General features: G+C 41.6%; 16 protein-coding genes and 1 pseudogene. 11 read left to right on the top strand and 6 right to left on the bottom strand.

Annotation, left to right across the window (positions count from 1 at the left end; all coding sequences use genetic code 11):
* Nucleotides 1–24: 24 nt before the first annotated feature.
* The 4 genes from V7K67_RS08145 to V7K67_RS08130 form a co-directional block, all read right to left on the bottom strand.
* Nucleotides 25–465 (bottom strand): ATP synthase subunit I, encoded by a 441-nt coding sequence (locus V7K67_RS08145; protein WP_334733994.1) that lies wholly within the window; start codon nucleotides 463–465, stop codon nucleotides 25–27.
* Between the two features lie 662 nt (nucleotides 466–1127).
* Complete coding sequence (locus tag V7K67_RS08140; RefSeq protein ID WP_334733983.1) at nucleotides 1128–2309, bottom strand: class I SAM-dependent methyltransferase; 1182 nt, start codon at nucleotides 2307–2309, stop codon at nucleotides 1128–1130.
* A gap of 425 nt (nucleotides 2310–2734) precedes the next feature.
* Nucleotides 2735–3163, bottom strand: coding sequence for a type II toxin-antitoxin system VapC family toxin (locus tag V7K67_RS08135; protein WP_335165971.1), 429 nt, complete (start codon nucleotides 3161–3163; stop codon nucleotides 2735–2737).
* Between the two features lie 5 nt (nucleotides 3164–3168).
* Entirely contained in the window at nucleotides 3169–3510 is a 342-nt protein-coding gene (locus V7K67_RS08130) for a hypothetical protein (RefSeq protein ID WP_334733985.1), read from the bottom strand.
* A 131-nt stretch (nucleotides 3511–3641) separates the two neighbouring features.
* On the opposite strand from V7K67_RS08130, the gene V7K67_RS08125 reads away from it, so the two are divergent.
* Nucleotides 3642–4376, top strand: coding sequence for a 2-phosphosulfolactate phosphatase (locus V7K67_RS08125; protein ID WP_335165969.1), 735 nt, complete (start codon nucleotides 3642–3644; stop codon nucleotides 4374–4376).
* A gap of 103 nt (nucleotides 4377–4479) precedes the next feature.
* Here V7K67_RS08125 and V7K67_RS08120 read toward each other — a convergent pair whose 3' ends face one another.
* Nucleotides 4480–5010 (bottom strand): hypothetical protein, encoded by a 531-nt coding sequence (locus tag V7K67_RS08120; RefSeq protein ID WP_335165967.1) that lies wholly within the window; start codon nucleotides 5008–5010, stop codon nucleotides 4480–4482.
* A 583-nt stretch (nucleotides 5011–5593) separates the two neighbouring features.
* On the opposite strand from V7K67_RS08120, the pseudogene V7K67_RS08115 reads away from it, so the two are divergent.
* From V7K67_RS08115 to V7K67_RS08100, 4 genes and pseudogenes are all read left to right on the top strand, one after another.
* A pseudogene (locus V7K67_RS08115) lies at nucleotides 5594–8890 on the top strand (phycobilisome rod-core linker polypeptide); the annotation flags it as partial.
* 447 nt (nucleotides 8891–9337) lie between these two features.
* Nucleotides 9338–9826: an allophycocyanin subunit alpha gene (apcA, locus tag V7K67_RS08110; RefSeq protein WP_292849765.1), complete on the top strand. Its 489-nt coding sequence runs from the start codon at nucleotides 9338–9340 to the stop codon at nucleotides 9824–9826.
* A gap of 65 nt (nucleotides 9827–9891) precedes the next feature.
* Complete coding sequence (gene apcB / locus V7K67_RS08105; RefSeq protein WP_179064019.1) at nucleotides 9892–10380, top strand: allophycocyanin subunit beta; 489 nt, start codon at nucleotides 9892–9894, stop codon at nucleotides 10378–10380.
* A 223-nt stretch (nucleotides 10381–10603) separates the two neighbouring features.
* Nucleotides 10604–10810 (top strand): phycobilisome linker polypeptide, encoded by a 207-nt coding sequence (locus V7K67_RS08100; RefSeq protein ID WP_179064020.1) that lies wholly within the window; start codon nucleotides 10604–10606, stop codon nucleotides 10808–10810.
* A 249-nt stretch (nucleotides 10811–11059) separates the two neighbouring features.
* Here V7K67_RS08100 and V7K67_RS08095 read toward each other — a convergent pair whose 3' ends face one another.
* Nucleotides 11060–12085 carry a hypothetical protein gene (locus V7K67_RS08095; RefSeq protein ID WP_334733988.1) on the bottom strand — a complete coding sequence of 342 codons (1026 nt, stop codon included), beginning with the start codon at nucleotides 12083–12085 and terminating at the stop codon, nucleotides 11060–11062.
* A 491-nt stretch (nucleotides 12086–12576) separates the two neighbouring features.
* Between V7K67_RS08095 and V7K67_RS08090 the strand changes: the two genes are divergently transcribed.
* The 6 genes from V7K67_RS08090 to V7K67_RS08065 all read left to right on the top strand — a co-directional run bounded on the left by V7K67_RS08090 (nucleotide 12577) and on the right by V7K67_RS08065 (nucleotide 20204).
* Nucleotides 12577–13347: a class I SAM-dependent methyltransferase gene (locus V7K67_RS08090; protein ID WP_334709195.1), complete on the top strand. Its 771-nt coding sequence runs from the start codon at nucleotides 12577–12579 to the stop codon at nucleotides 13345–13347.
* Nucleotides 13344–14078, top strand: a complete 735-nt coding sequence (locus V7K67_RS08085; protein WP_334709196.1) for a TenA family transcriptional regulator — start codon at nucleotides 13344–13346, stop codon at nucleotides 14076–14078. The genes V7K67_RS08090 and V7K67_RS08085 overlap by 4 nt, the downstream gene beginning before the upstream one ends.
* Nucleotides 14079–14564: 486 nt before the next feature.
* On the top strand, nucleotides 14565–15116 hold the full coding sequence (locus V7K67_RS08080) for a heme NO-binding domain-containing protein (protein WP_334709197.1): 552 nt from the start codon (nucleotides 14565–14567) through the stop codon (nucleotides 15114–15116).
* A gap of 10 nt (nucleotides 15117–15126) precedes the next feature.
* Nucleotides 15127–16575, top strand: a complete 1449-nt coding sequence (locus V7K67_RS08075; RefSeq protein ID WP_335165964.1) for a sensor histidine kinase — start codon at nucleotides 15127–15129, stop codon at nucleotides 16573–16575.
* Nucleotides 16576–17419: 844 nt separating this feature from the next.
* Nucleotides 17420–18622 carry an FtsW/RodA/SpoVE family cell cycle protein gene (locus V7K67_RS08070; protein ID WP_334733990.1) on the top strand — a complete coding sequence of 401 codons (1203 nt, stop codon included), beginning with the start codon at nucleotides 17420–17422 and terminating at the stop codon, nucleotides 18620–18622.
* A gap of 730 nt (nucleotides 18623–19352) precedes the next feature.
* Nucleotides 19353–20204, top strand: coding sequence for a universal stress protein (locus V7K67_RS08065; protein ID WP_334733991.1), 852 nt, complete (start codon nucleotides 19353–19355; stop codon nucleotides 20202–20204).
* The last annotated feature ends 173 nt before the right edge of the window (nucleotides 20205–20377 follow it).

Genomic DNA, 20377 nt, shown 5'->3' with positions numbered 1-20377 from the left:
TACTATGTTTGTGAGCCTGACTTTTTAAGAATCAGGAATGAACGCAATTTGCACCATATAGACGAGCAGGGTGGCTTTGTAAGTTAGAAACCCCAAAAATATGGGTAGAATCTGTAGCTCACGCCATTGAGTTGCCACGATCATTACTCCCATAAACAGAGCAAAACGAGTTTTGCTCAGACTGGTTTTCTCACTACCGAGTTGCTCAACGTCTTTAGCCAGCATTCTTAAGTAAACCACACCTGTACACGCCCCAAGTAAATAATTAAGGGCAATGTTTAAGGAATAAAAAATCCACACAGAGATAAAAATAACCCCCGTCAAGACAAGCGTGATTACCAATAATCGCTGGAAGAGTTGATAAAACTCTTGCATGGAGTTACCTGATTCTGTGTCTTCAGAACCAGTTTTAGCATCTTGTTGCGTTGTCGGAGTGGGCGCAATTGATTCGTCAGACAAGCTCACGGGACTTGAAACCAGTACAGTTAAATATGATGACTGCACATTCAGTCAGATGAATCATATCACGATCCGGTAACAATACTTTAGGAAAAAACAATTAACTTCTTGGCAACGTTAGACAGTCAGTAAATCGCGCTCACAGTAGTGAGAGTGCGGCTGATGAGGTGAGGAGGTGAAGGGGAGAATTATCAAGAATTACTGCCTGCAAAATTTAAAATTTCTTCCAATTTCGCTTTTTTTCGGTGAATAATAATTGTCCTCCAGGGTTTTTGTATAACTAGCATCTTGGTGCTTCAAATCAACTGGCGCTTGAGGAGCATAGACGCGGACTGCAAATCAGAAATTGTAGAGTAGCAGATCGTCGTTAGACATTGCACCACTGCTGAATTCCAAAAAACTCCAACTATTTGGATGTACGATAACGCGTTTCTTGGGCACTTTACTAATTTACATTAGATTTACTAAAAGTAGTGATGGGCGATCGCTCATCACTACGAGTATAAATTGCTTTGATTAACTTCGTATCAAAATCCAGTGTAATCAACACTCTTGGATGATTCTGGAGAGAGAATAATCCAAGCGATTAGAAATCGCGGCTACACAAGCAAAGTCCGCCTGCGCGGACTAAACGCCAAAATAGGGTTTCAAATTTAATCTGACGAGAGTTAAGTTGGTGTCAACAAAATCAACTGTTGCTGCACAAGGCTTCTTACTTCATCCAATCCCAGTTCTACACTTGCCAAAATATCTGCAACTGTGGAATGAGTATCACATTTTTGCATAAACTCAAACTCTTCTACAGATAAATTAACAATCTGGTAATCGTAATTAAAAAAACATTGACTGGGAAATCCTTCAATACAAGGATTAAGTTCGGGAATCGCTGTCAGTAGAGCGTTATCCTCTGTCCAATCGGCTTTGATTAAGGGAGGACGACCGAGGAAAAACTCGTAATGAGTTACTTCTGGATCTAGTAATTCTATCAGCCGGTAAAGCTGGCGATCGCTCAAATCTTTTGCCCGTTCTACTAACTCTGGTGCTTTACCCAAAAGTCTCTCTAAATCCCAAAAACTCGGATTTGAGAAACCAATAAATTCTAGTTCTGAAGCATCAATTAATGCAAATAGCGTCTCAATGTTGTAGTCAATTTCTTGGGGATGAACGTACATATCAGCAAAGTATTCATCCTTGTTATTTTCTAATGACCAACGTTGTTTATCGTATTTGACAATTCGGTTATTTTCTGGTAGAGAAGCAAATATTTGTCGCCCGACTTGAACACCATCGCGGTAGTCGCCTTTTTTGTCACCTTGAATCAGTGCGATCGCTTTTTGCATGAGTTGAATCTCCCAGCGTCCCAATTCCCCGTACACAAAAATGTGCATCAAGCCGCCTGGGGCTAACTTTTTCGCCAAAGCTTGAATACCGCGAATGGGATCGGGGGTATGGTGCAAAACGCCAACACAGTTAATTAAATCAAACTCACCTGGTAACTGTTCCACATCAAACAAACTGAGGTGATGAAATTCCACGCGGTTAGCCCCTGAACGCTGACAACGTTCTTTGGCTACAGCTAAAGCGCCAGTACTGAGGTCAATGCCCACAACAGAAGCTTGAGGATTGAGGTGAACTAGGTACTCTGTACCCACACCAGTACCGCAACCTGCATCTAAAATCCGAATATCTTGCTTTTGAGGTTTTTGACCTGTGCAGAAGTTATGGGCGGCTAGCCAATTCCATCGCCAGTTGTAGCCTGGAGGTGGTTCATCCAACAGGGCTTCTGGCGGAAAGGGGTAGGTATTGTAGAGTTTGGCAACAGCAGCACTAACAGTTTGGGAATCGGACATGATGAGGAATAACGCAGCATTTCTGAGTTTAGCGGATAGTGGCAAAGATTACTATTAGACATCTCCAGAAATTAAATATGCGTTATACAGAATCCTTGTAGAGACGTAGCAGTGCTACGTCTCTACATTCATTTTCACCAGATGTCTATTGCTTATTTCCCGCTACTTATCCAATAGCATCATCTCTTGGAAGAAAGTATTGTAAATCAACTAAAAATTCAAGAAAGGTTATCCAGTATAACTCAATAAATATTAAGCTACTTTGGCGATCAAACTCAGATTAAATTATGATGAGTACTAAATGGTGCAGTTTTTTAGTTTATAAATTTTAAGATATAGTCCAATCTTCTAAATGCAAATTAGGAACTTATATTTCAAGTTTTATATTGATTATAACATTTAGGTCAATTTAGCCTTGAGACAACTTAAGATATAGTCCAATCTTCTAAACGTAAATTAGGAACTTTCTCAAAATCCTTCCGGTTGCGGGTTACTAAAATTCCATTCACTAACAGCGTAATTGCCGCAATGCGTAAATCTTGAGTACCAACGCGAATTTTTTGCTTAACTAACTCAGCATAAATATTACAAGCTTTAGTATCAAATTCAAGTAACTTCATATTTTTGAAATATTTTATTTCATCCCATAAGCCCTTGTATCCCCATATTAATTTGTCATATTTAGAAGCTTGATTGTTATATTTATTGATAACATTCAGCCATCCTTTAACTTTCTCCTCAAATGTAATCACTGTGATGGCTAAATTTTCACTATTCTGCTGTCTTATGCGTTGCGTGACTAGTGGATGACTATTTTGAAATAACGAAACATGGTCTGTATCTAATATCCACATAATACTTACTTTATCTCATTATCCAAGTCAATTTGACTCCGTTCCGCTTCTATATATTCCAGCACCTCAGCAAAAAGAGGGTTATCTTTGTGCATTCCCGCAAATTTTATCCAAGGATGTTCGGTTTGGAGAGGTTCAATTTCCAAAGTTACTATTTCTGGTTCTCGCTCTTGTAAAAGTTGAATTAGTTTCTCTAGCGCTGCTTCTCTAGTCACACCAGAGGCTTTAAAATCTGGCAAGCCTAGTACTGTCGCACTAACTTCGCCATCTTGTTGATTTTCAATCAGCACATCATAAGTTAACTTGGGTGCAGTTGTTATAGAGGTACTTTTTACAGCTAAGTTCATAATATTTTGATCTTTCAAGTTCTATATTGATTATAACATTTAGGTCAATTTAGCCTTGAGACAAATTAAGATCACTGACTTGGTTAATTTGTGGTTTGATTTTGATCGTATTGTCTTTTGCGATCACACCAATGATTTACAACCAATCAGAGTTTGATTTACGCTGTGAGTGGGGTCTACAAGGAGTTGCTGAACTCGCTCCCATCAGTGATGTAGTTGTGATAGTTGACGTTCTCTCTTTTTCTACCTGCGTGGAAATTGCCACCAACAACGGCGCGATAATTTTTCCCTACGCAATCAGAGATGAATCTGTCATAGATTATGCCAAATCAGTGCGAGCAGAATTGGCAAGTCATAGACAACGTTGGACAATAAGTGGATATTCTCTCTCGCCAAAATCGGTGCTTCAGATTCCTGCTGGAACTAGACTAGTTTTACCATCACCTAATGGTTCTTTTCTGACTTTACATACTGGAACTACACCAACTTTGGCTGGTTGCTTGCGAAATTGCCAAGCTGTAGCGCAGTTTGCTCAAAAGTATGGTGATAAAATCGCTGTGATTCCTGCCGGTGAGAGGTGGAAAGAAGATGGTAGCTTACGCCCTGCATTTGAAGATTTAATTGGTGCTGGGGCAATTCTCAGTTATTTACATGGCAGTTTATCACCAGAAGCTGAATTGGCTGTGACAACATTTCAAGCTTTCCAACACGATTTACTGGGGTACTTGAAAAAATGCAGTTCTGGTAAAGAGTTGATTGAAAAAGGTTTTGAGGCAGATGTTGAACTGTCCGCCGCTTACAATGTTAGTGATTGCGTGCCTTTCTTTACTGATAATGCTTATGTAAATTACACGCCACAGGCTTAATCAAACTCAAAAATTACGAATTACGTTAGCGTAGCGGTAGCGATAGCGCAGCGTTAGCGACGTAGGAGCGTCGGAACGAGCGTCATTACGAATTACGAATTAATTAAACGTCGCACTGATTGGTTTGGCAATATTTGGCATTATCTATAAACTTTTGCAACTTATTCAAGGGAATTATCTGCAATGATGACCCACCTTGTACCTCAGCAGCGATGTAAGCAAACTTTTGCCCACGATAAAACTGGTCACGTCCAACTTTGGTGATATATCGGGACTTCTGGAAATCATTGCCAATATTAGAATTATAAATATTTTGTAACAATTTCACTGCATTGGCATTTTTTGTGGTGAATTTGAGGCGTTTATCACCACTAACGGTTATGCCTTCTTTATTCACTGTCCCATTTTCAGAAGTGACATCAGCATAGAAGTATAAATTTCCCTTTGTACCCTCGTAGCCGTGGGCTTCGCTGTTGTATCTCAGAGTTGGTAGTTGAGGTCTAGTCTTTGCCCACTTCACAACGGTGCTGATATTTTGTTCTGGAAGCGCATTTGCCGGAGTGATGGTTAAAATAACTGCGATCGCAGACAAAGTAACATTGAATAAATAGTTAAATTTACAACTCTTGTGCATAGTATTTCCCCTATATATAAATGCTGATAGTTACAGATTAAACCACCACAAATTAAGAATTACTTCCGGTACGGTGTCAGATGTGAGTATAAATTAATCAGTAGCAAAAACAACTTAACATCGACTAATAACCACTGTCCAGTGACTAAGTACAAAATTTTATTAATTCGTAGCGAATTCTCTGCGTGCCTCTGCACCCCTACCCTGCGGGAAGGCGTACCCCTACGGGGATCTTGCTACGCGTAGCGTCTCCAAGAGTTGCGCCTATGCGTTTAAATAAAAAATCAATCGGCACACAGTTCCCAACTTCTACTTAGTTACAAAACTTAGACTTAATCTCAGACAAACTGGAGTATGCACTTTTAAGACTGGAGACATTTAAGATACAGGTTCTACATACTTCTTAATAAATCCGCCTTGAGAACGCAAAACGTTCTAATCTAAAAGCTAACTGGGTTAATTAACTGGCAGTTTTGCAGGCAATACTCTCAAGCTCATAAAGCATAGACACACCGATGTGTCAAGCCTCAAAACAATCCAGACTTAACATATAAACGCTTATGATGGGAGTTTTACAAATCCGATGAGTGTTAAGGCGAGTGGTGGAAGCTCGGTTGCGCGTCCGCAACTATATCAAACCCTAACTGTAGCCACAATTACCCAAGCAGAGCAGCAAGACCGCTTCTTGGGAAATGGTGAATTAAATGAACTGGCAAGCTATTTTGCATCTGGTGCAAAGCGTCTAGAAATTTCCCAGACGCTAACAGACAATGCCGAGATTATTGTGTCTCGGGCTGCCAACCGGATTTTTGTCGGTGGTTCGCCAATGGCTTTTTTAGAAAAGCCCAGAGAAGCCGAACTAGTGACTGCTGGTGGTGGTGCTAACGTTCAACAAGGGATGCAACTAGGAACCGTAACTTACGTTGAAAGTCGTGGTGGGTTCCTAGAAAATTTACGCTCAATCTTTAACTCATCCCCCAGCGGCCCGACACCTGCAGGTTTCAGACCAATTAACATTGCTCGTTATGGCCCAAGCAACATGGCCAAGAGCTTGCGGGATTTATCCTGGTTCTTGCGCTACGCGACTTATGCGATCGTTGCTGGCGACCCCAACATCATAGCGGTGAATACAAGGGGTTTGCGGGAAATCATTGAAAATGCCTGCTCTGGTGAAGCAACGCTAGTAGCTTTGCAAGAAATCAAAGCCGGGGCACTTTCATTTTTCCGCAACGATGCTGAGGCTACAGAAATTGTGTCTCAGTACATGGATGTTTTGTTAACAGAATTCAAAGCAGCCACACCTTCAAATAAAGTGCGCCAACGCCCCTCTAGTGACCAGCAAGGGTTACAACTGCCGCAAATTTACTTTAATGCCGCAGAACGTCGTCCCAAGTTTGTCTTGAAGACTGGGTTATCAGCTAGCGAAAAAAATGAAGTAATCAAGGCCGCATATAGGCAAATCTTTGAGCGCGACATTACCCGTGCTTACAGCTTATCCATATCTGACCTAGAATCCAAGGTGAAGAATGGCGACATCTCCGTGAAAGAGTTTGTCCGTCGTTTAGCTAAATCTCCCCTTTACCAAAAACAGTTTTACCAGCCTTTTATTAACAGCCGAGTCATCGAACTAGCTTTCCGTCACATTCTAGGACGTGGGCCAAGTAGCCGAGAAGAAGTACAAAAATACTTCTCGATTATTTCTAAGGGTGGTCTACCAGCTTTAGTAGATGCCTTAGTAGATTCTGCTGAATACAGCGACTATTTTGGTGAAGAAACAGTACCCTACCTGCGGGGTCTGGGTCAAGAAGCACAAGAATGTCGCAACTGGGGGCCGCAGCAAGACCTGTTTAACTACAGTGCGCCTTTCCGCAAGATACCTCAGTTTATTACCACATTTGCGGCTTACGAGCAACCGCTACCAGATCAACATCCCTACGGTTCTGGTAATGACCCCTTAGAAATTCAGTTTGGGGCGATTTTCCCGAAAGAAACTCGCAACCCCAGCACCAATCCGGCTCCTTTTGGCAAGGATACCAAACGCATCCTAATTCACCAAGGGGCAGGGATTAATAACCAAAATAGTAATCCCAGGGCGCGGGGTGAAGCTCCTGGTACTCTTGGTCCCAAGGTGTTCAAGTTAGATCAACTGCCTGGTACTAGAGGTAAAAAGGCTGCCAAAAATTCTAGCGTCAGATTCTCCGAAAGCTCCACGCAAGCATTGATTAAAGCTGCTTACCTGCAAGTTTTCGGTCGCGATCTTTACGAAGGTCAGCGACCGAAGGTATTGGAAATCAAACTGGAAAACGGCGACATCTCGGTGCGAGAGTTTATCCGTGGTTTGGCTAAGTCAGATGTGTTCCGCAATCTGTACTGGTCATCGCTGTATGTTTGTAAAGCGATCGAGTATATTCACCGCCGCTTGTTGGGTCGTCCGACTTATGGTCGTCAAGAAATCAACAAGTACTTTGATATTGCTTCAAAACAGGGCTTTTACGCGGTGGTTGATGCCATTATTAACAGCGTAGAATACAGCGAAGCCTTTGGTGAAGATACAATTCCTTACGAACGGTATCTGACTCCTGGTGGTGTAGCAGGGCGACAATTGCGCGTTGGTAGCATTCGTGATGATATTGCCGCAAAAGTCCAGAAGGAAGTAACACCGAGCTTTGTGACACTGGGTACTGTAACGGAAAATCGGTCAGAACCAGATATTCAGTTCCGCATTAACCAAGGCGTCAGCAAGCAACGGGAACAAACCAAAGTCTTCAAGCTTGTGGCTAATACCAGTGACAAAGTTGCAGTTAAAACTTTGATTAGCGCTGCGTATCGTCAGATTTTTGAGCGGGATATTGCACCCTACATCGCCAAAAACGAATTTACAAAGTGGGAAAGCAAGCTAGGGAATGGCGAAATTAGTGTGAAGGAATTTATTGAAGGTTTGGGTTATTCTAACCTCTACCTGAAAGAGTTCTACACACCTTACCCCAACACCAAAGTGATTGAGTTGGGAACCAAACACTTCTTGGGACGTGCGCCACTAGACCAAGCAGAAATCCGCAAGTATAACCAGATTTTGGCTACTCAAGGTATTCGTGCCTTTATTGGTGCTTTGGTAGATAGTGTGGAATATAACCAGGTCTTTGGTGAAGATACAGTGCCTTACCGTCGCTTCCCGACCCTACCTGCGGCAAACTTCCCCAATACAGAGAAGTTGTACAACCAGCTTACCAAGCAAAACGATGACGTGGTTGTACCAAGCTTTAAGCCAGTGCAAGCCCGTGTCGGAGCTAGTAACGATAATACACCGCTTGTGCTACAGGCGATCGCAGATATCGCAGCCCAAACAAATGGTAAGCCATCCTTTGCGGAACTGGGTCGTTCCTACAACGATGGTAGCGGACAATCAGTGGAACAAGGTGTGCGTAAACATGCACGCATTTACCGTCTAACCGAAAACACCAACCAAGCCGAAAAACAACAGGCAATCAACGCCATTTATCGGCAAGTGTTGGATGTATTTAGCGGTGAAGTTCCTGATAATTTCCACCGTACTGACCTAGATAGCAAACTCCAGAATGGTGAAATTTCCGTCCGCGAGTTTGTGCGTGAACTAGCTAGTTCCCAAATCTATCGCCAGCGCTTCTTGTCTCCTTATCCTCATGCCAAGGTCATTGAGTTCCTCTTCCGTCATCTGTTGGGGCGTACACCCGCAACTCAGGAAGAAATTCGCCAGTACAACAACCTGCTAACCGATAGTGGTTTGTCCGCTGCTGTAGAAGCAATAGTCGAAAGTCCAGAATATAGCCGCTACTTCGGTGAAGATGTTGTGCCTTACAACCGCTTCCCATCTCTGCCAGCAGGTAACTACCTCGGCAGTGTAGCGGTTGATTAGGGAGTAGGGAGTAGGGAGTAGGGAATAGGGAATAGGGAATAGGGAGTAGGGAGTAGGGAATAGGGAATAGATTATTTCCCATCCCCAATCCCCAATCCCCAGTCCCCAATCCCCAGTCCCCAATCCCCATTCGTAACCTTTCGTAATACCGCTCTCAGATTGCTGCTAAAAGAGTAAATTCTGAAAAGCAATATTACAAAGTATTAAGAGCAGTCATAAATGCTCAACAGAATGCCGGAAAATGTTTTGCGGAAGGTAACTGAGTTTAAAAGCTAGTTGACTGATGTTGACTCAAGCAAACTCGTAATTTATTAGCCGTAGCAGTTGTAAAACGGTTGTGTCTAAAAGAACGAGAAAATAAACTCAGTAAACCAAATCTAAAGTCGCACCAGTTTAATCAAATCCTGGTTTCATTCGTATTGGAGGAATCCATTAATGAGTATTGTCACGAAAGCTATCGTGAATGCTGATGCAGAAGCCCGCTACCTCAGCCCTGGTGAGTTAGATCGGATCAAGTCCTTTGTTGCAAGTGGTGAGCGCCGTGTGCGGATTGCTCAAATTTTGACAGAAAATCGCGAACGTCTTGTTAAGCAAGCTGGCGATCAACTGTTCCAAAAGCGTCCTGATGTTGTGTCTCCTGGTGGTAACGCTTACGGTCAAGAATTGACTGCTACCTGTCTGCGTGACCTAGATTATTACCTCCGCCTCATTACCTACGGTATTGTTGCTGGTGATGTTACCCCCATCGAAGAAATTGGTGTTATCGGTGCCCGTGAACTGTACAAGTCCTTGGGAACTCCTATCGATGGTGTTGCTGAAGGTATCCGTGGGCTGAAGAATGGAGCTTCTACATTGCTCTCTGGTGATGACGCTAGTGAAGCTGGTGGCTACTTCGACTACCTAGTTGGCGCCCTTCTAGGATAAGGTGAAGCTGTTTACCTACTTAAACAGAAGTATTGCAATACGGTTGGAAATAAGGAATTAACAACATGGCTCAAGACGCAATTACCGCTGTCATTAACTCCGCAGACGTTCAAGGTAAATACTTAGACAACGCTGCTTTAGAGAAGCTGAAAGTTTACTTCTCCACTGGCGAACTGCGGGTACGTGCTGCTAGCACCATCAGCGCTAACGCTGCTGCGATCGTTAAAGAAGCTGTAGCAAAATCTTTGCTATACTCTGACATCACTCGTCCCGGCGGCAACATGTACACCACCCGCCGCTATGCTGCTTGCATTCGTGATTTGGACTATTACCTCCGCTACGCTACCTACGCTTTGTTGGCTGGAGATCCTTCCATCCTAGATGAGCGTGTGTTAAACGGCTTGAAGGAAACCTACAATTCCTTGGGCGTTCCCGTTGGTGCTACCGTGCAAGCTATCCAAGCAATCAAGGAAGTAGCTGCCAGCTTGGTAGGTTCTGACGCTGGTAAGGAAGTCGGTGTTTACTTAGACTATATCTCTTCTGGCTTAAGCTAAGAGCTAGTTTGCGCTTAATAATTTAGGTGCGGCTTTATTAAGGTCTGGAAATCAACCGTGAGTGCTAGAACGTTAGATTGCTTATCTTGGTAAATTATCAGTGATGAGTGTTGGTGGTCTAGTATTGATGTTTGATTTCCAGCCTTGGAATGATTAAAAGATTTGCACTCAAGATTTTGAGATAAAAAAAGTTTTCACAAAATATACAGGAGATTTTCAAAACATGGCCCGTTTCTTTAAAATTACTGCTCTAGTTCCCAGCCAAACCCGAATTCGTACCCAACGCGAACTACAAAATACTTACTTTACTAAGCTAGTTCCTTATGAAAACTGGTTCCGCGAACAACAACGTATTCAAAAAGCAGGTGGCACAATTATCAAGGTGGAACTAGCAACTGGTAAGCAAGGTGCTAATACTGGTTTATCGTAATTCTGTAAATAGAACATTATTTCAGGGAATTGGTAAGAGGTCGAGAAAGACCTCTTTTTTGTTGAGAATTGAATCTTACCGATGGCTAGAGGCACTTACTACTGTAGAAAACCGTGTAAGTAAGTCCACTCGTATGATTTATGCTTTTGACCGGGAAGGTGATATTACAGAGTTTTTGTTTACATAAATTTACAACGTGTCCCATTTTACACGTATCCCGGTTGGACCCCTTCATGAGATAATTCTGTATTAAGAGTTGAACATTTCTACAAGGCGATACCCACGAGTGTAAAGTGGAACTGGAGCGTCAGGATTCTGTCTATTCTTAGCCTGTTCAACAGTTTCATCAAACACAATTAGCGTTTCTTTCCCAACTTTCAGCCAGTCTTCGTAGGGCACACTCATATCTTCTTCAATACCACCAATATTAGGTGCTACCATTGCTCGGTAAGCTTCATTGAATTTCCTGCGGAACCGGAAATCTACTGAGATTCTTAGACCTTCAGTTTTCCTTCTTACTGTTTGATGCAATCCACGGGCATCATTAAAGTACATTGTGCCGTGTTGTAGTTGTGCTTCGGTGTAGGAGACAACCATTGGAATATCCTGACCTTCAGCGAAGTCTGACATCACGTGCATAGACGGTAGTTCCATTTCGCGGGGCATTTCACCTGCTTCGATGGTGATATTATCGATGTCACCAAATAGTGGCAGAACCACTACAGTTGCATCAGCAGCAACACCTGCCCAGACATCACTGTGACATTTTGAGCTAGCGAAGGGCAAACCCAACTTCTTGGCATCAGTCTTGCCGTAGACCATGCGGAGATTGACTGGTAAATCCACTGCATCAATCAGGTCATTTGCTCCTAGTTGGTAGAAAGCCTCTGCGACACTTTTTTGAAAGAGGTTAAATGCCAAAATGTGTTCTCGCTTGGGCATCAAAAGACCAGTGCCAGTGTAGTTCGGCAAAGTACTTCTTGCTTCTAATAGCCGTTCAAGCATTTCAGCCTCCGAAAGAATGATGGGACTATTCAGACACGCTGAAATATAACCCGCAGCAGCAATTCGGATTTGTTGGAATAACTCAGGCTTTAATGTGTGTTCAAACAGTAGTCGGTACTGTCGCTTTGTAGCAATTTTATCAGCAAGCTGATCAAAGAGTTGATCGCCTAGCTCCGAAAATGCGTAGGCGTAGCCCGTCGTAGACATCGCACGTTCATATTGTAAGCGATCGCGCACTGGTGATTCTGCTAACAGTTCTTCTAACATCATTTCTTCCAACGTTATTCTAAATTGGCTAAATGCATCCAAAGCCATTTCGTTTTGAAAACGAATCTTGGCTATTACAAATTAACAAGGTTATTCTTTTTATACTTCGTAAAATATACTGTTTTATTTCTCTTACCTATCTTGATTAAAAGAGTTAATTTTAACTTATTTAATAAAGCATAGATGAAGTTGGAGCTTAAAAGCCAAACTATCTATATGTGAAGTTGCTGTTAACTAAGTAACAACGCAAATTCATGAAGTTAAATATAATTTAGGTGTTTATATTTAAAGAAACTAACAAGATGACACTTTTCAGGTTAGCTACTCCTTTGAAAAGGCTAGTTTTTAAATGCAAAATCGACAAGTAAGCGAAAATCGGTAAAATCAACCTTATCAGTAAAACAAATTCACTATTAAATAATAGATATTCATGATTTTAGCCCGCTCGGACTAAATTCAGTAAGCGTAAATTAAGTATAAATCAATACTGATAAATGTCAAATGTGAATCACAAAAACTCAACTCAAAACTTATATAATCGCACAGCATCAGAATGGATTAGAGGAGAACCTACTTCCTTATCAGACTTTACCGCACGCCCTTTTGTACTAGAGCTTTGTGAGCCTGTTGCTGGGTTGCGAGTACTTGATATCGGTTGTGGTGAAGGTTATTGCAGTCGAGAATTAAGCCGACGTGGTGCTGCATGGGTACATGGAATAGACCTTTCCGAGAGCATGATTGCAGCAGCAAAATCGCAAGAAATAGAAGATTCGTTGGGTATTAGCTACCAAGTAGGATGTGCTACCAATCTCAAGCAGTTTGATGATGGCGAAATTGATTTAGTGGTTGCAGTGTTTTTATTTAACTATTTGACAATTGCTCAGACCCAAGAATGCATGGCAGAAGTTGCACGCATTCTTCGTCCGGGCGGTCAATTTGTATTTAGCGTTCCCCATCCATCTTTTCCATATATGCGAGAGGCAGCATATCCGTTTTATTTTCAAGTTGAGGGTTCAGGCTACTTCAGCAAGCGAGACCAGCAATTTCCTGGTCGTATTTGGAAACGAGATGGTTCTTGGCTAAATGTGCAATTGATTCACAAAACTCTTGAGGATTACTTTGATGCTTTGAAAATGGCTGGCTTCAATACGATGCCAATCTTACAGGAATTGCGTGTGACTCCAGAACATATCGCAATAGATGAATCATTTTTTAGCCCCTTACTTGACCAACCCCTCCATCTAGCCCTACAAATATCACGATGACACAAACATCTTCTTTAGTTAGAAATTCCTTCCGTGAAATAGCGATTAATCATCCTCTATGGAATCATGAGTTCTTAACTCGCTGTCGGACTGGAAATTTATTTTTACCAGACATACAGGTACTAGCTGTTCAGATGTACAAATTCTCCAAAGAATTTAATCGGATCTTGGCTAGCATTTTGTCTTGCTGCCAAGATGAAAGTAGTCAGTTAGTCATCTTGGAAAACCTGTTTGACGAAATGGGACAGGGAGATATAACTCAGTCTCACCCAGAATTGTTTCGTCAATTTACCCGTGCCCTTGGTATTCATGACGAAACTCTAATATCACTACCCACTGCCCCTGAAACTCGCGCCCTGATTGAAACCTACTTACAGATGCCACATAAGTACGGCTATTTAGCTGCACTCGGTGCCGTCTGTTATGCTTCCGAAGGGATTGTTAGCTCGCTGTACACACAACTATACAAAGGAATTGTTGGCGCTGCTCCTTTACCCAAAGAAGCCCTAATCTTTTTTGAAGTCCATATTGATGTGGATGATAGTCATGCAGCGAAGCTAGCAGCAGTTATTGAACCTCGAATCACTATGAATGAAGAGGATATCAAGGTAAAGCTAGCGATTGCTGAAGCGATGGATGCCCGTGTCCAATTTTTTAACGGCATTCAGCGACAAATCTCCAAATATAGCTTGTATCCTGATTCATGGCTGCCTTTTGATGAATCGCTGTAGTTACTCTCTCAAGATTAATGTGAGCAAATTTGTAGTAAACACTAAAATGCTTACTACAAAACCTCAAAGCCATCTAGTAGTCTGTCAAGAACTAATTGACGGATAAATTCCCTGTAGAGACGGCGATTTATCGCGTCTCTCTAACCCTCAAAATGAATTTGACAGACCACTAGTACAAGAAGGCAAAAGTAAAAAGAAAGAATGCTTATTTTGTAAGCTTTCTGGCTATTTTAAATGGGTGGTTTATTTACGCCGTGTTGTACTAGGTAAAAGGAATAAGTGAAAATACGGTTGTAATAATGAGTATTTGTAGCATTAAAATGCGAACAGTTTTCCCTATTTTTTCGGTTTTTAAAGCTGTAATAAAACATTTCAAGGTTTGATTACAGAAAATTTTGTCATTTAAATTAAGCCTTTTAAGAAATTAGTTGTCGAGTCTTGGGCAAATTCACAAAGCAAAATTAGGTGCAGCAAGAGGAGGCTTCCATGTACGGATTAGTGAACAAGGCGATTCAAGACATGGTGTGCAGTCGCTTTGGCGAAGAAACTTGGAAAAAAATTAAGCACAAAGCAGAGGTCGATGTAGATGTTTTTCTCAGTATGGAAGGCTATCCCGATGACATCACCCACAATCTGGTAAAAGCTGCTAGTGTCATTTTGGATTTATCTGCCAATGACATAATGCAAGCCTTTGGGGAATTCTGGGTTCAGTACACAGCCCAAGAAGGCTATGGCGAAATGATGGATATGAGTGGAGATGAACTACCTGAGTTTTTAGAAAACCTTGATAATCTTCATGCTCGTGTAGGAGTTAGTTTTCCTAAACTCCAACCCCCATCATTTGAATGTACTGATATGGAAGAAAATTCTCTGAGCTTACATTATCGCTCTGATAGAGAAGGGCTAGCGCCAATGATTCTTGGATTAGTCAAGGGATTGGGAAGTAAGTTTGATACAGAAGTTCATGTTACCCAAACCCAAAGTCGAGATGAGGGCGCTGAACATGATGAATTTTTAGTGATTTATAAACCAAATTGAGTGCAGTAGCATGGCTCCTCCTCACCTTACACTTTCGCCAGAGTTGCTGGCGAAAGCTTTCCCTTTCCACTTTGCCTTTAGCCGTAATCGGGAAATTGTACAAGCTGGTGATGTCTTCGGGCGTATTTGTCCTGAACCATTGGTTGGTAAATTGATTGAGCAGCATTTCCAGATCAATCGTCCAAAAATTTTGGTCGATTTTGATGTTATCAGTAAACAGTCTCGTGCCCTGTTCATACTAGAGTTTCTCCACAATGGAATGCATCTTAAGGGGCAGATGATGTATCAACTAGAGGAGGATGTGATATTTTTTTTAGGTTCTCCCTGGATTACAGATACAACTAGCCTGGCTCCTCTGGGTATTAAACTTAAAGACTTTGCGATTCACGATCCTATTGTTGATTTCCTGTTTCTGCTACAAGCTCAGAATACTGCTTTGGCTGATGCCAAAAAATTAACAAGTGAACTGAAACAGCAAAGGGCGCAACTACGGAGTGCGCTACAAATCAAGGAGAATTTAGCAGAAATTGCTGAGGCTCAGTCTAAAAAATTGGAAAAATCCCTCCGAGAGCTACAACAAACTCAAGCCCAATTAGTCCAAGCTGAGAAAATGTCTAGTTTGGGGCAGTTAGTTGCAGGAGTTGCTCACGAAATTAACAATCCTGTTAATTTTATTTACGGGAATTTGAAGTATGCAAAGGATTATACACAGTGTTTACTAAACCTTGTGCATCTTTACCAGCAATTTTATGCCAATCCTGTGTCAGAAATTAAAGAATATATTAAGGAAATTGAGTTAGATTTTTTGCTAGATGATTTGCCCAAAATCCTAAATTCAATGCAAGTAGGAGCCGAACGGATCTCTGAAATTGTCTTGTCCCTGCGGAATTTCTCTCGTCTTGACGAAGCGGAGAAGAAAAGAGTTGATATTCACCAGGGGCTAGATAGTACTTTGCTGATTTTACAGAGTCGCTTCAAGAATAGTATTGATCATCCTGGGATTAAAGTAGTTAAAAATTATGGAGATTTGCCTTTAGTAGATTGCTACGCTGGTCAACTCAATCAAGTATTCATGAATATTATTAGTAATGCAATCGATGCGCTCGATAACTATGATAGTAAACGCGCGATCACAGAAATTCATACTAATCCTAATACTATTACAATTACTACGGAAGTTATTGAAACAAACTGTGTGATCCGAGTTGCCGATAATGGTTCAGGAATAACAGAAGCAGTGAAGGAACGACTGTTTGATCCATTTTTCACAACTAAGCCTGTAGGTAAGGGCACAGGATTAGGTTTATCAATTAGCTATCAGATCGTAGTTGAAAAACATGGGGGAACACTCAGATGTGTATCAGAACTTGGTCAAGGAACTGAGTTCTGGATTGAAATTCCCTTATCTATAGACAAACAAGTAGTTAATTACGTGAAATCATTAACTTTAATTAAATAAATAAATCCTTTCAATCAATTTTCGAGCGATCGCTCTTAACTATACTAGCAATCTTTTTGAGATATCTCATCAAGATGATTTTTAGTGAAATTACGTATATTAATTGCAAATATAGCGGTTCTCTTCACGTGAGGTAAGCTGTTGCGCCTACAAATTGCATCACAAGCATGATTAGGCAAAACCTGTAAATCCTCTTCCTTGCTCCCTGCACCCTGCTCCCCTGCCGCCTCAATGTGCAAACTATAATCATAACAGCTTACACCCGTAGGGGCAATACCCTGCGGGAAGCCGCAACTCTTGGAGATGCTCCGCGAACATGTCTACATGAATGGGTATTTGACCACAAAACCAGTCATGCTATAGGTTTGGCAAGCTTATCCTTGAAGTCACAGTTGACAACTCTAAGATTTATGGTTGTAAAGCCTACTTATAAGTTATAAGTTATGATTTATCGAACAGAATTCAGGAGTCAGGAGTCAGAATTCATTCTGAATTCTGTGCGACTGGTGGATAGCGTAGCTAAGCCGAGTCTTCTCCCTTGGCGTAGCCTCTCCCAATGTGAGAAGGGGAGACGCAATCATGCGAACGGAGCGTCTGAATAATCGGCGTTTTTGCACCCCCACCAAATTTTCAATTTGGTGGTCTTCTCCCAAAGGGAGACGCAATCATGCGAACAATCAGTCGTGGGTCTGAATCCCCGACTGATAGCGCCGGCGGCAAGCGAGTCAGACGCTCAAGGATTCGCTACGCTACGCTATCGAGCGTCAAGATTGCTGACTCCTGAATTCTTCTTCAAGAGTTTTATTTCTAACTCCTAATTTCTAACTTTTTACCTGTACTGCTCGTGAATCTACGCCGCCTGATTCCAATTTTTGATAGTTCAGTCTCCAACTGGGCCTTAGAAGCGCGGTTGTTGCGATGGTTAACGTTGATTTGGCTGTTCGTCGGCTTGGTCATGCTATTTTCAGCATCCTATGCCGTCGCTGACGCCCGTCAGAATGATGGGTTGTACTACTTTAAGCGTCAACTGCTTTGGGTTTTCGTTTCCTTAATTGGATTCAATATTATTGTTAATTCGCCGTTGCAAAAAATTTTGGGACTATCCCATTGGTTTTTGTTGCTGTTTTTGGCGTTAATTTTCGTGACACTGATCCCAGGATTAGGAAAAAAAGCTTTTGATGCAGCGCGTTGGATTGCGATCGGGCCAATTCCGATTCAACCTTCAGAATTAATTAAACCCTTTTTGGTGTTGCAAAGTGCGCGGCTTTTTGGTCAGTGGGAACGAATTGGTTGGCGGGTTCGCTTGGCTTGGCTGGCTGTTTTCGGTCTCGTACTTTTAGGAATTCTTGCCCAGCCTAACTTGAGTACAACAGCACTTTGCGGTATGACTATTTGGCTAATTGCTCTAGCTTCTGGGTTATCTTACAAATATCTGGGAGGAACAGCAATTGGTGGAGTGATGTTGGCAATACTCAGTATTAGTATTAAAGAGTATCAGCGTAAGCGGGTGATGTCATTCCTCAATCCTTGGGCGGATGCTACAGGAGATGGGTACCAGTTGGTGCAAAGTCTACTAGCTGTGGGTTCTGGTAAAACTTGGGGAGCCGGATATGGGCTTTCTCAACAAAAGCTGTTTTATTTACCAATTCAAGATACCGATTTTATTTTTGCGGTGTTCGCTGAAGAGTTTGGCTTTGTTGGCAGTATGGTGCTGTTGGTACTTTTAGCTACATTCGCCACTCTCGGATTAATTGTGGCGCTGAAGGCTAAAAATATAGTACATAGATTAGTAGCGATCGGTGTGACGATTTTGATGGTAGGACAATCATTGCTCCACATCGGTGTTGCTACAGGTTCTCTACCAACTACTGGTTTACCTTTGCCTATGTTTAGTTATGGTGGTAATTCTATGATTGCTAGCTTAATAGCTGCTGGGTTGCTGATTCGGGTAGCACGGGAGAGTAGTGAAGCTGAGGTAGTACCGTTGCGAAAACCTCTGCTTGAAAATGGGCGCAGACGCCGAGCTTTTCATAAAACCAAAAATTGAGCTAGCAAAACCACGATAGACAAAGTTTTACGCTCTTTGCAGGAATTGAATAGATTATAGAAGACTATTTTTATGTCCCTTGTTTCCACTACTCGAAAGTTGGAAACCATTTTTTTGAGTATATGCGTGACTGGATTTCTCAAATTGGAAATATTCCATCTTTGGGGACTATTATTCGGGGAAAATCTGTTCTTAATCCCTTTGGTTGGTCGTGGATGCCAGAATAACTCCTTACCCCTAAGTATTTAGGGGATAAAAAGTGAAGATAGATTAAAAATAATAACTAACATCATAATTTATTAAGTTCGCCGGACTAAATTGAGAGTATGCTTAATAGTTGAAGTCTAGTTGTAAGTTTAAGTAACTAAGAGGATGTTTGAAAAGTTTTGGGCGAATATAATTCGCTACTACACTGGCATTGTCCGCCTCCGCGGACTAACACAAAATCAATGTCTTCAACCCACGGAGGTGGGTTTAGTCTGTGTAGCCACGAATTATATTCGCCAGGGCTGGTATTAAATTAGACTTTTCAAACAGCCTCTAAGTGCAAACAAACTTAAACATTTGTTTAGTTTTTTATACCTTACCATTTGTTGGAGTGTTAAATACTAAAAAACAAAGTTTATTTGTGCCAACTCACTAACTAGGTTGTCAAGCAAGGTGGTGAAAATCCGACCAAAGCCAAGTACTAACAGCGAAAAAAAAGTAAACTTCACAAAAAATACGTAATATGATCAGAAGAATTTTGCTGGCTGTATCAGGATTGGGACACGCAGAAGAAATGCTCAAAACCCTGAAAGAAATCCCTTCAATTAAATCTGCAAAAGTCACCATTTTGCATGTTGTTCAGGCACAAAGTACTGCTGCTACCATGACAACTAAATGGGAAAATGGTGGTAAAATTCTGGCGAATGCTATTCAAACTTTGAACTTAGATCCTAGCCAGGTTTCTTCAATTTTGCGTGAAGGCGACCCCAAAGATGTAGTTTGCCAAGTAGCTGATGAAATCGACGCTGACTTGATTATTATGGGTTCACGCGGACTGAAGCGCCTGCAATCGATTTTATCAAACTCAGTCAGTCAGTATGTTTTCCAACTATCTTCTCGCCCCATGTTGCTGGTAAAAGATGACATTTATGTTAAAAGAATTAAGCGCATCATGGTGGCAATAGACAACTCTGATTCAGCAAAAAATTGCTTGGGATTGGCACTGTTTTTACTGCGAGATATTCCAGGTGGCGAGTTAATTTTGGCAAATATTAGTACAGATTTAGGTGGGAAAAAATCGGAAATAACTCAAGTGAATTCAGACAAAAATCCAGTTTTAGCAGCCGCAGTTGCGGAAGCTGAAAAACAAGGTGTTCAATCTCGTTCTTATATCAGCAGTGGCAAACCCGGTGAAGAAATTTGTCGGTTAGCAGAAGAGTTGAATATAGACTTATTATTGCTCGGTTCTCCAGATCGCCGTCCATCGATCGCTAAGAGTTTTGTTGATATAGACAGACTCATCGGATCTTCCTTGTCTGACTATGTTCGAGTCAATGCTACTTGTCCGGTATTATTAGCGCGGACAATCGCTTAAAGTAAACAGTCCTGAGTATAAGAATTGTTGGACTAGGATAGTAAAGAAATAAGATTTGTTTTGTCTTTACAACTGGGCACCCTAGCTATCTAATTGGTATTTCAGGGCTTGAGACTCAAGCACAGAGAGAAGTTCGGTATGTTGATTGACTAAACCTTGTATTGCGGTAATTG

Origin of the sequence: Nostoc sp., from assembly GCF_036917155.1 — a bacterium.
Lineage (GTDB): Bacteria > Cyanobacteriota > Cyanobacteriia > Cyanobacteriales > Nostocaceae > Nostoc.
This window is presented reverse-complemented; position numbering and strand designations above follow the sequence as displayed.